Here is a 14,634-nt window from a genome sequence, read left to right on the forward strand (position 1 = left end):
GGCCTGCACTTTAATACAGGTCCCGACGGTAGCGCCCGGATTCGAGCAGCGTTTCCACTTCCTGCTCCCCCAGAAGCTGCTTGAGCGCCCGGTGCACGCCTTCGCCCATGCCGTCGCGATTGCCACACACGTAGATATCCGCACCGCCGGAAATAAAGGAGCGCAATTCGCCCTGCTGCGCAGCGAGAAATTCCTGCACATAGCGGAATGGTGACGCTCCACCGCGGGAGAAAATCCGCTCGCAGCGCGATAAGGTTCCCTGTCGCAGCCAGTTGTCCATTTCCCGTGCAAGCGGACGGTCAGTGTCCGGACAGCGCTCGCCAAAAACCAGCCACACTGGCCCGCAGTTCGCCTGTGCCGCCCGCTCCGCCAGCTGCGCGCGCAGTCCGGCAAGGCCGCTGCCGGCGCCGATCAACAGAAGCGGACGACGGTGATCCGGTGTATGGCAGTTGCTGTTTTCCCGCAGATGGCCGGAAAACAACTCCCCCAGCTCGCAGTATTCGGTCAACCAGCCGGAGCCGAGACCGAGCCGCCCCTCTTCAGTGAACTGCTGGCGCACGACAAGTTTGAGCGCCTTTTCCTGATGGCCTGAGGCCACGGAATACTCCCGCGCTGGCAGCAGCGGAAATTCGCTGAGGTCCCCGCCCAGCAGCTTCTCCCGATCAAACCCTGCATTGGGAAGCGCGCGATCGCGCAGCCACGCCTGTAGTGTCTGGCCACGACCATCGGTGACAATCCAGCGGGTGGCTTGCAGATTGTGAGATGCAAGCCAGCGCACTACCGGCGCGCGCTCCTGCCGCGGCTGTACCACAAACACATCGCCAGCACGCCACTTGGGCAGATCGTTGACCGCGCGCAAGGTCAATTCAAATAGCGGCGCGCCCGGACTACCGGGGTTGAGTAATGTGCGCTCCGCCAGCCGCCACCAGGCAGTGGCATTACTGCGAGTTTTTTCCGCGGGCGGCGACGCACAGAACCAACTGGGCATGGCCCTGGCAATACTGCTGCCGATACCGCTGGCTTCTTCGCGAGCGCTGTCGACCTTGTGCAATGGTTCCAGCGCTTTCGCGCCCAGTTGCGCCATACCGTCGAACAGCCTCTGGCCGAAGGCACAGAAGCGTTCGTATGTGCTGTCACCCAGCGCGACCACGGAATAGGAAAGGTGAGATAGATCCAGCGCGGCCGTATCGCCGCCGGCGCCACTCAGATAATTTCTGGCAAAGCGCTGGCCGTTATCCGGCGGCTCCCCTTCGCCATAGGTGCTAACGACGAACAGTGCCTTGTGCGCGGCTTGTAACGTCTGCGAAGTCACAAGACTGAGTGGCAGAACCGTGACCGGCTGCGACGGGAGCAGGTGCTCTGCGCTCTGGCGGGCCAGTGCGGCGGCGGTGCCACTCTGGCTCGCATACGCAATCAGCACACCGCCCGTCGTCTGCGCTTGCTGCTGACAACGGGTGGCACGCAATGCGCGGCGATGCCGTACAACCAGCACTGAAACCCACAAAAGCCACGCCAGGGTGCAGAAAAGAGCAATGCAGATGCGCTGGTTCTCTGTCACCGTTTAATTTCCTGGCTATTAACTTTCTGGCAAGTAACTTTCCGACTAGTCACTTGCTGACTGGCTCGGGGATTCACTGGGCGCAGCCCTTACATCGGCAAAACTTCGAAGGTGGCGGTATAGGTGCCACTGCGCACGGTCGCCGGTGCCTTGGCTTTGCCATCTTCGTATTCCGCTTCCATAAAGTACTGGCCGGCACTCGGCCAGGTCACACTGAACTGGCCGGCATTATCCGCGGTTACCTCGATCTCGTTCTGGGAATCGCGATAGCGACTGCCGCCCGGAATCAGAACAACCTCAGCATTCTTGGCCGGTTCGCCATCGATCAGCAGTTTGAACTTGGCCACTTCACCGGCGTACAGGTCATTGGGATGGGTGATCGGTTGCAGTTCCAGGCCGATGCCTTGCGGCTTCAGCACGGCGTCACTGGGCGCACCGGCGGTAACGAAGGTTTCGATACGGCGGGAGCTTTGGGAAACCCGCAGTTCCTTGGCGTTTTTCGGCACCGCAGTAGCGAAATCGGCATCATTCGCCTGCTGGCCGCGTCCCGGCCACATGTGGCGCTTGCCTTCGTCGTCTTTCCACATGGCGCGCAGACCGGAGGAGGCGACGCCAATCTTGTAGGTGCCCTCTTCCTTCAGCTGCAGGTCAAACGTCGTGCGGTATTTGCCGCGGGAGGCATTTTCCAGCGCGATTTTTTCTCCGTTCGGAGCGGTAGCAGTTACCGTTTCCACCCCCATCGCGACGTGGTCCGGGAAAAAGATGGTATTTGACACCGCCGCGTCGAAGGTGACATAGGGATCGTCACCGGAAAGTACCGTGGAGCTCGGCAGAATCCACGCGCGGTGGGCTTCCGCTTGCATGGCAACGCCAGCGGTCATCAGGCCGGCCAACAAGACTCTGGCAAGGGTCATTTTTTTCATGGGATTTTCCTTTTCAATCGTCGCTTGGCAATCAGGGAAGCAGTGCTACGCGAACACTGCCCAGTTCTTCTTCACCCTTGGCAGAAAGCGGCTGGCCGGATTTTTCCAGCGGCCAGGTCAGGGGAATTTCCACCAGCTCACGGCCGCCCACTTCGCGCGCCGCCTCCACCCGCAGGCGGTATTTTCCGGGCGCCAGCTTGGCGAGATCGCTCTCGTCAATCGCCACTTCCAGTGCATGCTTGCCAGGGCCATAGGTTGCGGAAGTAATGCCATCCACCGGCACGTCCAGGCTGCGACCGCCGCGGCGCCACCACTGACGCAGGTCCTTGAGCCACTTCTTGCCCTCGCCATTGCGCATATCCACGTCGTACCAAACGGCGATCTGGGTGGCATTGCGAGACTCATCTTCCAGCCACACCGCTACATAGGGATTGTGGTATTCGGCCACTTTGAGGCGCGGGATTTCGATACTGACCTGCAAGGTTTCTGCCTGTGCAGTGCCGGCAAATCCGCAAGCGGAAATGAGGGCCGCTGCAGCCAGTTTTTTGAACAACTTTATATCCATGTCTTTTCCCGAAGGTCGATAGGGTCAGTGAATGAAAACCAGTGCTATCACCAGGGGGATCAGCACTCCCAGTGCGGTTACCGGCCAGGTGGAAATTCGGCGCGATGACTGTTTCCACAGCAGCCAGAAACCGGTCACGCAGAACACCACACAGGCAACCGCGAATATATCCAGGAACCAGCGCCACACACCGCCAGTGTCGCGCCCCTTGTGCAAATCGTTGAAATAGGCAACCCAGCCACGGTCGGTACTTTCATAGGTGAGATCGCCGCTGTCGCGGTCGAGGGACAGCCACGCATCCCCACCGGGACGCGGCATCGCGAGATAGTATTCGCTGCCATCCCACTCCCCGCGGTGATTGCGTGGCACTCGGATACGGTGCTCGCTCGCCAGCCACTGCAGCAAACTCGCTGGCAACTGTGTGGTGTCGGATTCGCTGCCACTCCAGGTATCCAGCAGCCCAGCGGGCACGCTGAGCTCGTGAGTGATCACTTGCGGGTGTGCGGGGATCTCCGCCGCATGGTTCAGGGTGATACCGGTGATGGCAAACAATAGCATTCCCACCAGGCAAACCGCGGAGCTGATCCAGTGCCATTGGCGCGCTGACCCAAGAGAAATTGCCACTACTGCCCGATCCCTGTGTGTTCACTGATTATTTAAGAATGCAGATGATAATGTATCTCATTATCTACTTAAAGCGGCGACAGGGTTGGAAAGCGTAAAAATCTGTAAAGCGGTTGCTGGATCAGCCAACCCTATACTGTTTAGAATCCGCGCCTTTTTTAGTCAGCAGCCCACAAACCCAATTTCCAGCGGTACCCATGAATCAGTCTTCCTCCCTGGCGTCTGCCCGCGCCCTGCTCCCTCTGTTGTTATTTCTCGCGCTGTTTGTCGGCGCCGGACTCTGGTTCAAGTCGCAAGGGGTGGACATGGCCTTCTACAAGGTCTCCGCGACGGTGGCGATATTGCCGGCCATTGCGCTGGCGGTACTGCTTGCCCGCGGCCCGCTGAACCGTGCCATTGAGACCTTCGTGCGCGGTGCCAGTGACAACACCATCGTCACCATGGTGCTGATCTATCTGTTTGCCGGCGCCTTCGCCAGCGTCGCCAAGGCCATTGGCGGCGTGGATGCCACGGTGAATTTTGGCCTGAGCGCGATTCCGCCAACACTGGTGCTGCCGGGGCTGTTCCTGATTACCGCTTTTATCGCCACCGCCATGGGCACCTCCATGGGCACCATTGCCGCCATCGGCCCCATAGCCGTGGGGCTGGCAGACGCCACCGACCTCTCCCCACTGCTCACCATCGGCACTGTGGTGGGGGGCGCCATGTTTGGCGACAACCTGTCGATCATTTCCGATACCACCATCGCCGCCACCCGCACCCAGGAGGTCTCCATGCGCGACAAGTTCCGCATGAACCTGCTGATTGCCCTGCCCGCTGCGCTTATCACCCTGATCTGGTTGTGGTTTGCCGGCACCACCGCAAATGTGCCGAGCCCCGGGGAGTATGACCTGGCGCGCATCGCACCCTATATCCTGGTGCTGGTGCTGGCGGTGTCCGGCGTGAATGTACTGCTGGTGCTGTTTGTGGGGATTTTGCTGGCAAGCGGGATTGGCTTCGTACTGGAGCCGGGTTATACGGTTGCGCGCCTGTCACAGGATATTTACGCGGGCTATAGCAGCATGCAGGAAATCCTGATCCTGTCGCTGATGATCGGCGGCCTCGGCGCGATGATGCAGGCCGGCGGCGGCATCGCCTGGCTCGAACAACAGATCGATCGCATCAGCCGGCGCGGCAGTCGCGGGGAGCCCGGGCGAAAAACCGGTGAGCTGGGCATCAGCGCCGCAGTGGCCGCAACCAATGTGTGTACCGCCAACAATACCGTCGCCATCCTGCTCACCGGGCAGCTAGCAAAAGACATGGCCGCACGTTACGGAGTCGATCCCCGCCGCAGCGCAAGCCTGCTCGACATTTACTCCTGCACTGTGCAGGGCATGCTGCCATATGGCGCGCAGATACTGCTCGCATCGTCCCTTGCCAAGGTGTCTCCGCTGGCACTCGCCGGCAGTATTTACTACTGCTGGTTGCTGGGAGCGTGTGCGCTGATATCCATTGTCACCTATGGCAAGTTTTCCCGAAGCAAACCAGCTTCCGGTTAATCCATCGATGTGATTGTCATCGGTACCAATAGAAAAACGGCCACTAAAAAGTGGCCGCCGGCATCACACTCGCAAAAAAAATCAGCGGTAGCGCTCCAGCCAGTGGGCGTAAGACGCCGGCAGTACCCACGAGGGACGCTCGATATCCAGCGCCAGCGCCGCCTGATAACTCCAGTGCGGGTTGGCCAGATGCGCACGCCCTACCATCACCAGGTCCAGCTGTTCATCGCGCACAGTTTTGTCGGCGAGATGCGGCTCACCCACCCCCCAAGCCGTTGCCACCGGCAGCTTCGCTTCACGACGCACCCGCTCGGCAATAGGGGCAAGGAAAGCCGGTCCCCAGGGAATCTGCGCGTCCGGAGTATTGAAACCGAGGCTCACACTGACGAGATCGGTTCCACCCTCCCGAAACCCTTTCACCAGATCGATAGATTCCTCCAGGGTTTCCTCGTCGCGGCCATCGTATTCAATCACCCCAAAGCGAATGGTGAGCGGCAGGTTTTCCGGCCATACCTCGCGCACCGCTGCCAGGGTTTCCAGCGGGAAACGACCGCGCCCTTTGGCATCGCCACCATATTCGTCGGTGCGCTGGTTGGCGTGCACGGAAAAGAAACTCTGCGCGAGATAACCATGGGCAAAGTGCAGCTCCAGCCACTCGAATCCCGCATCCCTGGCGCGCTTCGCGGCAGCGACAAAATCCGCTTTCACCCGTTCGATATCCTCCAGGGTCATTTCCCGCGGTACCCGCGGCAGGTGTTCTCCATAGGCAATAGCGGAGGGACCGATGGGCTGCCAGCCGCGCGAGTCGTCCGCGGGAATATGGTCGTCCCCCTCCCAGGGGCGATTGGCGCTCGCCTTGCGGCCGGCGTGAGCAATCTGAATACCGGGCACTGCACCACTGCGCTTTATGGAGGCGGCAATGCGCTGCATGCCCTCGGCCTGCGCATCGCTCCACAAGCCTGTACAGGAAGGGGTAATCCGCCCTTCCGGTGCCACCGCAGTGGCCTCGACAATCACCAGGCCCGCACCGCCGCGCGCCAGTGCCGGGTAGTGCACCTGGTGCCAGTCGTTGGTGAAGCCGTCATCGGCCTGGTACTGACACATGGGCGGAATAGCGATGCGGTTGCGCAGCTCCACATCCTTCAGACGATAGGTGGAAAACAGATTGGGCATTCAGGGAACTCCGCTCTTACTGTTTTTGGCTAATTTGCTTGGGAATGAACTTAATTGGTTGAAAATCATAGCGTCGAATCCCGCCCCAGCGGGAAAAATTGGCTGTGCCACATCACTGCAATACACACGATCGTGCACAGTACCCCACTCACAATCGCCGCCATCGGCAGGCCGGTAATCTGGGCCAATGCCCCCAGGATCGAAGCGCCGAAGGCCGGCCCTGCCACCGTGGTCATTCCCCAGATACTGACTACCCGGCCGCGAAAGGCACTGTCGAGATCGGCCTGCAGCACCGCCTGCATGCCGATGCTGGCGAGGGTCGACATGGCGGCGATGCCGAAGATACTTAACACCGCAAGGACAAACAGGTTCGACAACCCCAACAACACCACAAACAATCCTTGCAGAGCACAGCCCACGGTGATCAGTAGCACCAGCGAGCGCCGGCTACTGGTACCGGAAAGCAGCACGCCGGCAACAATCCCTCCGACACCAGCAACCGCCATCAAGGTCGCCAGCCCGCTACTGCCGCGGTCATACACGCCGCCGGCAAAGGCCGGCAACAGTTCCAGCATGCCACGGCCAAAAGCGGCGATGGTGATCGACAGAATTAGCAACTCGAGAAATTTCGGCACATTCTTGATATAGCGCAGCCCTTCCAGCAACTGGAACAGCACACCGCCCGCTTCGGTGTTGCGCGCCGTCGGACGGATATGCACCACCAGCAGTGCAAACAGCGTCCCGAGAAAGGTAAGGGTATTGATCAGAAAGGTACCTCCCACGCCAAAGGCACCGATGGAAAATCCCCCGATGGCGGGTCCCACTACGCGCGTCACATTGAACATTACCGCATTCAGGCTAATGGCCTGGGTGAGAAGCGCAGACGGTGCGATATCGTGAATCAGTGTCAACCGGATCGGCTGATAGGCGGCATTGCCGATACCCAGTAGTACGCAGCACGCGAGCAGCGCGTAGATATTGAGAAGCCCGAGAGCGTGGATGGCGAAGAGACCAGCATTCAACAGGATCTGTAAAATCAGGCAGGCAATCGCATAGCGCCGGCGATCCATGCGATCGATCAGCACACCGAACAGCGGCGCGATAAAAACCAGCGGAATATACTGGGCCAGTACGATGGCGCCCACCCAGGACGCCGATTCCGTCAACTCCCAAGACAGCCAGCCGATGGCGGTGCGCTGCATCCACGTGCCAATCCAAGACACAGTATTGCCGCCCAGATACAGTGCATAATTTCTGTCTTTCAACACCTCGAAGGGCATAGGGTTACATCACATGGCCAGTGCAGGGAGACTTAGGGTTATCAATGGACAAGCCTGGAAGAATATGACAATTCGAGAGTTTCTCCTAGCGACCCTCACCCTCTTTTCGCTTTGACTAAACGCACAAGTACCCTGCCCACGGCAACTCAAAATCTTCCGCAGCCCCAGTGCGATACGGCCAGTGAACCGATAACATATGGTTCGGCGCAAGCTTAATTAAAGCCCTACCAGTTCAACCTGATCCGCAGTGGCGCAGTTTCTTCCGACAAGCCACACATTTCTTCGTAGGGCGTCTGTTGCTCAAGCCAGATTTCCTCAATGTTCTTGGCACTGACATGGTCACGAATTTCTTCAAGACTGTGGAACTTGCGTGGCCTGTTTCGCCGGTCGGTGAGAAGGTGCGAACCGGTTTCATCCACCGTTTCAACCAGATAAATATGTCCTTCGAGAGATATGATTTGCAGGTTCATGTCCCCTCCCGCGAGCCCTGAGGCACACGCCTTTGCAATAACACAATTCCAGCATAAGGTGGTGGGCATCCAACGGGAAATCGACCACGATCTGTTTTTTCCCGTTCCTGTCCCGGAAACGGAATTTTATGTGACTGGCGTTAGTCGAATTCCAGGCTCATACTTGAGCAGACATGAAATGGCAATTCTTATAATGCAATCGCATAGCACGTTAAACAGGGGGTTGTATGTCCAATGACATCGTCGATGCGCAGGTATCACCCACCGGCCAGTTCGATATTCTCTCCAAGTACGAAATCCACAAACTCAGCGACGAGAGTCGCGGCCCTCAATACCAGGCATTTCGCAACTGTTCCCTGGCCGTATTGAATAGCGGCGGCTATATGGATGACGGCAAGGAGCTGCTGGAAACATACGCCGATTTCGATATTTCCGTCATTCCCACCGAGCGCAGCGTAAAACTCAAGGTGAGCAATGCGCCGGCCAGTGCCTTTGTAGATGGGAAAATGATCCGCGGTATTGCAGAACATCTTTTTGCCGTGCTGCGGGACATCATTTACGTTAACAGCGAAATCACGGGCGACCCGCGCTACAACCTGGTATCCGCGCAGGGTGTTACCGACGCGGTGTTTCATATCCTGCGCAATGCAGGCACCTTCGACCGCAAGCGTACTCCCAGGCTGGTAGTCTGCTGGGGCGGTCACTCCATCTCCGCGGAAGAATACGATTACACCAAGAAAGTGGGCTATGAACTGGCACTGCGGTATCTCGATATCTGCACCGGCTGTGGCCCGGGTGCGATGAAGGGCCCGATGAAGGGTGCGACCATCGGCCACGCCAAGCAGCGCGACCGCCACGGCCAATACCTTGGTATTACCGAGCCGGGCATCATTGCCGCGGAAGCGCCGAACCCGATCGTAAACCAGCTGGTGATCATGCCGGATATTGAAAAGCGCCTGGAGGCATTTGTGCGCACCGGCCACGGTATCGTGGTATTTCCCGGTGGTGCAGGTACCGCGGAAGAAATACTTTACCTATTGGGGATCCTGCTGCACCAGGACAACAAGGATCAGCCGTTTCCGGTGATTTTCACCGGCCCAGCGAGTGCAGCGGAGTACTTCATCCGTATCGACCAGTTTATTGCCGGCACTCTCGGCGAGTCGGCCAGGTCAAAGTACAAGATCATCATCGATGATCCGCAAGAGGTCGCACGGCAAATGGCCGCGGGTATCGAGAAAGTGCGGGAACACCGCAAGGAAACCGGGGATGCGTATTACTTCAACTGGCAGCTGAAAGTGTCCACTGAATTCCAGCGCCCGTTTACACCCACCCACGAGAATATGCGCAGCCTCGCCCTGCACAAGAATCAGGAGCCCTACCTGCTCGCGGCCAACCTGCGCCGTGCATTTTCCGGGATTGTGTCCGGCAATGTGAAAGATGAAGGCATCCGCAACGTGGAGAAAAACGGCCCCTATGAACTGTGTGGTGACCCGGCGATGATGCACAGCATGGACACCCTGCTGGAATCCTTTATCAAACAGCAGCGCATGAAGCTGCCGGGTAAGCAATATATTCCCTGCTACAGGATCAGCTCAGACTGAATACCATTTCAATCGGTACGCTTAGCCGCAACCGCAACTATCAATGGGATGCACAAAAAAAGGGCCCACACAGGGCCCAAGCCAATTCAATCAAGAAGAAATCCAGAATTGGAAGACAAGGTGAACGGCCCTTTTCGGTGTCAAAGCGCTTGATACCATTCGGGGCCAATACCTGCAGCCCAATAAACTCGCCCTCTCACGGAAACCAGTTATCAGAAACTTGCCAGGCACGAAGAATATATTATTCCATTCGAGATAAAGCAACCCCATCAACTATTCCTCGCCGTAACCTTGGTAGAGGTGGGATCAATCCCTGCGGCGGAATACGTCCACCGCGCTACGGCTGCGCTCAAACATATCCTTCGCTTTGCCGTCCCGCTGGGAAATCAGGATAAACAGCAGGTCCGTGATCATCAGCTGTGCGGTACGCGCAAGAATCGATGAACTGCGCGCCTCGGATTCATTTGCCACGCAGAACAGACTCAACGTTGATATTTCCGCCAGCGGATTACGCGAGTAGCGGGTCAGTGACAGCACCTCCGCACCTTCCGCCGCACCGGTTTCGGCTACGCGGATCACCTCCTGGGTAAGGCCGGATTCAGAGATGGCAAATACCAGGTCGTCCTCCCCCAAGGTGGCCGCGTTCGCGACCTGCACATGGGTATCGGACTCCACCAATACCGACTTGCCGAGCTTCATGAGCTTGAAAGCGAAGTCTTTTGCCACCAGCGACGAAGCACCCACCCCCGCAAACAAAATTCGGCCCGCCCCCTGGATGGTGTTGGCCGCTCTCAGCAAGGTATCTTCGGAGTTCACCAGCAGCGTTTCGTTCAGGGCGAGTGCTTTGCGGGAAATCAGCTTCTGCGCCACGGTAGTCACATCATCGTCCGACGCGATATCCCCGTGAATGATCTTGGGCAGCATGGCCGATCGGGCCACAGATTCGGTGAGCGACAGTTTGAAATCGGAATAACCTTTATAACCGAGCTTCTGGCTGAACTTGACCACACTGGACTGCGATACACCAATATTGTCCGCCAGTGATTTCGAGGAGTGGCCGCGAACCGCTTCGCCATTTTCCAGCAAGAAATCCGCAATACGGCGTTCGTGATTCGACATAGCATCGCGCATCGCACGAATTTTGGCCAAAGATCCCATTGGTTACCCTATCTCACCGGCGGCAGAAAAATACTCGCCGGCCATTATCACCATTTTCCCCACTGCCAGGCTGCAATTATCGCCAGCGTCGGTGGGAAACCCTTTGCGCGAACAAAGAATAAATGATACCAATCACAAGGAAAAACTGGAATAATTTAGTAGCCGACTTGAAAATAACATGGCTACCGAAGAATAAGAGAGTACTGCTCCATGGATTTGCAGTTTACCGGATTGGACTGGGGAATTTTTGCGCTTTACCTGACTTTTCTTGCCGGTTCGGGCTGGTACTTCAGTCGAAACCGCGCCAAAGACAGCCGCGATTACTTCCTCGCGCAAAATACCATGCCGATGTGGATGGTCGCCATTTCCACCCTGGCCACCACCCAGTCGGCGGCAACCTTCCTGGGCGGCCCGGATCTGGGATACCGCGGTGACCTCACCTACCTGTTTACCAATCTAGGCGCCATCATCGCCGCAATCATTGTCGCCCGCGTATTGATTCCCCGCTTTTATGCCAGCCGCGTCACCACCGTATATGAACTGCTGCAGTCGCGTTTTGGCGAAAGCGCAAAAACCCGCGCGGGTTCGGTCTACCTGCTGGGACGGGTGTTTGCCAGCGGCGCGCGGCTGTACATGGCCGCCATCGCGGTATCGATGATCCTGTTCAATGACATCGCCGCCAACCATGTGATTCTCGCGGTCTTGCTGCTCTCCTGTGCGGGGCTTCTGCAAACTCTGGTGGGCGGTGTGCGCTCGGTAATCCAGAGCGATGTGCTGCAGTGTGCGGTATATGTGAGCGCGGCGCTGGCAGTGGTAGCGGTGCTACTGTGGCAGATACCCGCCGATCTGGGACAGATCCATGCGGCCCTATCCAATCCTGTAGACGGTGGCGGATCGAAACTGGCCATCGTGGATACCAGCTGGGATCTCGGCGATCCGTTCAACCTGTGGGCCACCTTTACCGGCTTCGTGCTGTTGAATATTGCCGCCTTTGGCCTGGACCAGGATGTCACCCAACGGTTGCTCACCTGCAAGACCCAGCGCGACGGCGCCCGTGCTGTACTCTACTCCGTGATCATGGTCGTACCGGTGATGGCCGTGTTCATGGGCATCGGCCTGCTGCTGTACATCTTTTACCAGAACCCGCTGCTGATGGGGGGCCGGGAAGTGTCGGTGCCGAGTGGCGGCGATGTCACGGTGTTTATGCATTATGTCCTGCATGAAATTCCCGCCGGCCTGCGGGGACTGGTCACCATTGGCGTGATTGCCGCCGCGCTCTCCACCCTCAACTCCAGCCTTAACTCCATGGCCAGCGTGCTGACACAGGACCTGTACCGGAACTGGCTCAATCGCCGCGGCGTAAACAAAACCGAACAGCATTTTGTCAAAGCGGGACGCTGGAGCATGGCGCTGGTGGCGTGCACGCTCGCGGCAATGGCGATCCTGTGCTTTTTCTGGCAGCAGATCAGTGACCTGCCGCTGATTACCTTCGCACTCTCGGTCATGGTGTTTGCCTACTCTGGTCTGCTCGGTGTGTTCTTCACCGCGCTCTTCACTGGCCGCGGCAACGCCACCAGTGTCGGCTGGGCGCTGGCGATCGGCTTTCTGGTGACCCTGGCACAGCAACCCTGGATGATCAGCCTGATCACCGGTAGCGACGACCCTCTCACCATCGCTTTTACCTGGCAGCTTTGCCTGGGCACACTGGTGTCATTTGCAGTCTGCAATCTGGGCAAACCGCTGGCCTCGGCGGTTTCCTCCACGGCTAACAAGATGGACCTTAAAGAAGCGCAATCATGAGTACCTATTTTCTCGGTATCGACGGCGGAGCGACTAAAACACTGGCGCGTCTGGAAGGTGCGGAGGGGGAAATGGCAACCCTGCGCGCCGACGGCAGCTCGCTGACGCAGGATCTCGCCAGTGCACTACACAATGTTGCCGGTATAAGCAGGGACATGCTGGCGAAACACCGGCTCGATCCACAGCAGGTTACCGTGGCCTGTGGAATTGCCGGTGCAGGCAACCCCTTATCCGCGCAGCGATTACGCGAGCGACTACAAGAACTGAAGTTCGCCCATGTGACGGTCACGTCGGATGCACAAACTTCCTTGTTGGGAGCCGGCGCCGGCTGCCCCATTGTGATGGTTGCCATCGGCACGGGGTCGGTGGCCATGCGCCTGGGCCGCGATGGCGCAGCGCGACAGTTCGGAGGCTGGGGCCTGGCGATCGGCGACGAGGGGAGTGGCGCGGCTATCGGCAAGAGCGCCGTGCGCGCGCTGCTGTGGGAACTGGATATTTATGGCCGTGCGACCACCCTCCTGAGTCGTCGAATCATCGCCCTGGTGGGCCGTGATCGCGCCACCATTCTGCCTTGGCTGCAAAAGGCCGGCTCCAAGGAATACGCGGCACTGGCACCCACGGTTTTCGATGCACTCCCCGAGTGTGAACTCGCAGTGGAAATCATCCATAAAACCGCCGGCGAGGTCGACCGCCTGATCAGCACCGCGAGCGAAGGCGAGCCCACATTACCGTTGGCGTTACTCGGGGGGCTTGCAGACAAGATCGGCCCCTATCTGCATGCGGATCACCGGCAAAGACTGATCGAACCAAAGGGAACCGCCCTCGACGGTGCATGCCTGTTGGCGCGAAGGGTCGCGACTCATGTCGCGCTGGAAACTGCGTGAACAATTCCACGATAACTTCATTACCCGGCGATGACATCGGAGTCAGAAAGCCATGAATCAGCAACTCATCAATGAACTGGCGCAGCTGGCCAGCGAAGCGCGCAATCCGGACACCTGGGATATTGACCTGTTAACGTCCGAAGAAATTCTGCGCAAGATCAATCACGCCGACAGCGAAGTGCCGGCTGCCGTGGAAAAAGAGATACCACACATCTCCCGCGCCGTTGACGCCATTGTCAAAGCATTCGAGGCCGGTGCCCGCCTGATCTATATGGGCGCGGGCACCAGTGGCCGCTTGGGCATCCTGGACGCGGTGGAGTGCCCTCCTACCTACGGTGTTGGCGAGGACATGGTAGTCGCGCTGATCGCCGGTGGTGAGCAGGCCGTTTACCGCGCCCAGGAAGGGGCCGAAGACAGCCTGGAACTCGGTGCAGAAGACCTGAAAAAAATTTCGCTTTCGGAGAAGGATGTGGTCGTCGGCATCGCCGCCAGTGGGCGCACGCCGTATGTCATCGGCGGCTTACGCCATGCGCGCAAATTGGGCTGCACCACGGTTGCCCTGTCGTGCAACAAATTTGCCGCCATCGCGCAGGAAGCGGATATCGCGATACTGCCGGAAGTCGGCCCGGAAATCCTGACCGGCTCCACGCGCATGAAGGCTGGCACCGCGCAAAAGCTGGTACTGAATATGCTTACCACCGCCAGTATGATTCGGCTGGGAAAGAGTTTTTACAACCTGATGGTCGACGTAAAGGCCACCAACGCTAAACTAGTAAGCCGGACTCGACGCATCGTGATGGAGGCCACCGGCGCCCCGTTGGAAGAAGCCGACCGCGTTTTACAGATGTGCGAGCACAATGCAAAGCTCGCCATCATGATAATCTTGAGTGGATTGCCCCGCGACGCGGCGGAATCTGCGTTACAAGACGCCAATGGCTTTCTGAGGCTCGCCCTGCAAAACACGCAGGCCGCCGCCATACCGAGCGAAGCTCTACACAGCAAGCCCCGCCAGTACCGTGAAGAAGCGGGAACCTGAACCTGCGGTGGCTATAGCGATAGT

Annotated in this window: 13 protein-coding genes; 5 read left to right on the forward strand and 8 right to left on the reverse strand. The window is 58.4% G+C overall.

Going from position 1 to position 14,634, the window contains the following annotated elements; all coding sequences use genetic code 11:
- Window positions 1–10 precede the first annotated feature (10 nt).
- The 4 genes from VIL80_RS09935 to VIL80_RS09950 form a co-directional block, all read right to left on the reverse strand.
- On the reverse strand, window positions 11–1,558 hold the full coding sequence (locus tag VIL80_RS09935) for a flavodoxin domain-containing protein (protein ID WP_332035957.1): 1,548 nt from the start codon (window positions 1,556–1,558) through the stop codon (window positions 11–13).
- 89 nt (window positions 1,559–1,647) lie between these two features.
- Window positions 1,648–2,481 (reverse strand): DUF4198 domain-containing protein, encoded by an 834-nt coding sequence (locus VIL80_RS09940; RefSeq protein ID WP_332035958.1) that lies wholly within the window; start codon window positions 2,479–2,481, stop codon window positions 1,648–1,650.
- 31 nt (window positions 2,482–2,512) lie between these two features.
- Window positions 2,513–3,046 (reverse strand): DUF2271 domain-containing protein, encoded by a 534-nt coding sequence (locus tag VIL80_RS09945; protein ID WP_332035959.1) that lies wholly within the window; start codon window positions 3,044–3,046, stop codon window positions 2,513–2,515.
- A gap of 24 nt (window positions 3,047–3,070) precedes the next feature.
- Window positions 3,071–3,670 (reverse strand): PepSY-associated TM helix domain-containing protein, encoded by a 600-nt coding sequence (locus tag VIL80_RS09950; RefSeq protein ID WP_332035960.1) that lies wholly within the window; start codon window positions 3,668–3,670, stop codon window positions 3,071–3,073.
- A gap of 197 nt (window positions 3,671–3,867) precedes the next feature.
- Here VIL80_RS09950 and VIL80_RS09955 point away from each other — a divergent pair, with 197 nt between their 5' ends.
- Window positions 3,868–5,208 carry a Na+/H+ antiporter NhaC family protein gene (locus VIL80_RS09955; RefSeq protein ID WP_332035961.1) on the forward strand — a complete coding sequence of 447 codons (1,341 nt, stop codon included), beginning with the start codon at window positions 3,868–3,870 and terminating at the stop codon, window positions 5,206–5,208.
- Between the two features lie 81 nt (window positions 5,209–5,289).
- Here VIL80_RS09955 and VIL80_RS09960 read toward each other — a convergent pair whose 3' ends face one another.
- The 3 genes from VIL80_RS09960 to VIL80_RS09970 form a co-directional block, all read right to left on the reverse strand.
- Window positions 5,290–6,381 carry an NADH:flavin oxidoreductase/NADH oxidase gene (locus VIL80_RS09960; protein WP_332035962.1) on the reverse strand — a complete coding sequence of 364 codons (1,092 nt, stop codon included), beginning with the start codon at window positions 6,379–6,381 and terminating at the stop codon, window positions 5,290–5,292.
- Window positions 6,382–6,446: 65 nt separating this feature from the next.
- Window positions 6,447–7,661 carry an MFS transporter gene (locus VIL80_RS09965; protein WP_332035963.1) on the reverse strand — a complete coding sequence of 405 codons (1,215 nt, stop codon included), beginning with the start codon at window positions 7,659–7,661 and terminating at the stop codon, window positions 6,447–6,449.
- Window positions 7,662–7,885: 224 nt separating this feature from the next.
- Window positions 7,886–8,131, reverse strand: coding sequence for a DUF6482 family protein (locus VIL80_RS09970; RefSeq protein WP_332035964.1), 246 nt, complete (start codon window positions 8,129–8,131; stop codon window positions 7,886–7,888).
- A gap of 227 nt (window positions 8,132–8,358) precedes the next feature.
- Between VIL80_RS09970 and ppnN the strand changes: the two genes are divergently transcribed.
- Complete coding sequence (gene ppnN / locus VIL80_RS09975) at window positions 8,359–9,732, forward strand: nucleotide 5'-monophosphate nucleosidase PpnN (protein WP_332035965.1); 1,374 nt, start codon at window positions 8,359–8,361, stop codon at window positions 9,730–9,732.
- Between the two features lie 306 nt (window positions 9,733–10,038).
- Here ppnN and VIL80_RS09980 read toward each other — a convergent pair whose 3' ends face one another.
- On the reverse strand, window positions 10,039–10,890 hold the full coding sequence (locus tag VIL80_RS09980) for a MurR/RpiR family transcriptional regulator (RefSeq protein WP_332035966.1): 852 nt from the start codon (window positions 10,888–10,890) through the stop codon (window positions 10,039–10,041).
- 210 nt (window positions 10,891–11,100) lie between these two features.
- Between VIL80_RS09980 and VIL80_RS09985 the strand changes: the two genes are divergently transcribed.
- Genes VIL80_RS09985 through murQ form a run of 3 tightly spaced genes read left to right on the forward strand, consistent with a single transcriptional unit; the run spans window position 11,101 to window position 14,610 of the window.
- Complete coding sequence (locus VIL80_RS09985; RefSeq protein WP_332035967.1) at window positions 11,101–12,690, forward strand: sodium:solute symporter; 1,590 nt, start codon at window positions 11,101–11,103, stop codon at window positions 12,688–12,690.
- Window positions 12,687–13,574 carry a glucosamine kinase nucleotide-binding domain-containing protein gene (locus VIL80_RS09990; protein ID WP_332035968.1) on the forward strand — a complete coding sequence of 296 codons (888 nt, stop codon included), beginning with the start codon at window positions 12,687–12,689 and terminating at the stop codon, window positions 13,572–13,574. Before VIL80_RS09985 ends, VIL80_RS09990 begins: the two co-directional genes overlap by 4 nt.
- Window positions 13,575–13,626: 52 nt before the next feature.
- Entirely contained in the window at window positions 13,627–14,610 is a 984-nt protein-coding gene (murQ, locus tag VIL80_RS09995; protein WP_332035969.1) for an N-acetylmuramic acid 6-phosphate etherase, read from the forward strand.
- The last annotated feature ends 24 nt before the right edge of the window (window positions 14,611–14,634 follow it).

The sequence above is a fragment of the Microbulbifer sp. genome (genome assembly GCF_036563125.1).
In the GTDB taxonomy this organism is placed as follows: domain Bacteria; phylum Pseudomonadota; class Gammaproteobacteria; order Pseudomonadales; family Cellvibrionaceae; genus Microbulbifer.

Coding starts and splice junctions, on each gene's coding strand:
- VIL80_RS09940 (WP_332035958.1), bottom strand. CDS start 2,481: ATGAAAAAAATGACCCTTGCCAGAGTCTTGTTGGCCGGCCTGATGACC.
- VIL80_RS09945 (WP_332035959.1), bottom strand. CDS start 3,046: ATGGATATAAAGTTGTTCAAAAAACTGGCTGCAGCGGCCCTCATTTCC.
- VIL80_RS09955 (WP_332035961.1), top strand. CDS start 3,868: ATGAATCAGTCTTCCTCCCTGGCGTCTGCCCGCGCCCTGCTCCCTCTG.
- VIL80_RS09960 (WP_332035962.1), bottom strand. CDS start 6,381: ATGCCCAATCTGTTTTCCACCTATCGTCTGAAGGATGTGGAGCTGCGC.
- VIL80_RS09965 (WP_332035963.1), bottom strand. CDS start 7,661: ATGCCCTTCGAGGTGTTGAAAGACAGAAATTATGCACTGTATCTGGGC.
- VIL80_RS09970 (WP_332035964.1), bottom strand. CDS start 8,131: ATGAACCTGCAAATCATATCTCTCGAAGGACATATTTATCTGGTTGAA.
- ppnN (WP_332035965.1), top strand. CDS start 8,359: ATGTCCAATGACATCGTCGATGCGCAGGTATCACCCACCGGCCAGTTC.
- VIL80_RS09980 (WP_332035966.1), bottom strand. CDS start 10,890: ATGGGATCTTTGGCCAAAATTCGTGCGATGCGCGATGCTATGTCGAAT.
- VIL80_RS09985 (WP_332035967.1), top strand. CDS start 11,101: ATGGATTTGCAGTTTACCGGATTGGACTGGGGAATTTTTGCGCTTTAC.
- VIL80_RS09990 (WP_332035968.1), top strand. CDS start 12,687: ATGAGTACCTATTTTCTCGGTATCGACGGCGGAGCGACTAAAACACTG.
- murQ (WP_332035969.1), top strand. CDS start 13,627: ATGAATCAGCAACTCATCAATGAACTGGCGCAGCTGGCCAGCGAAGCG.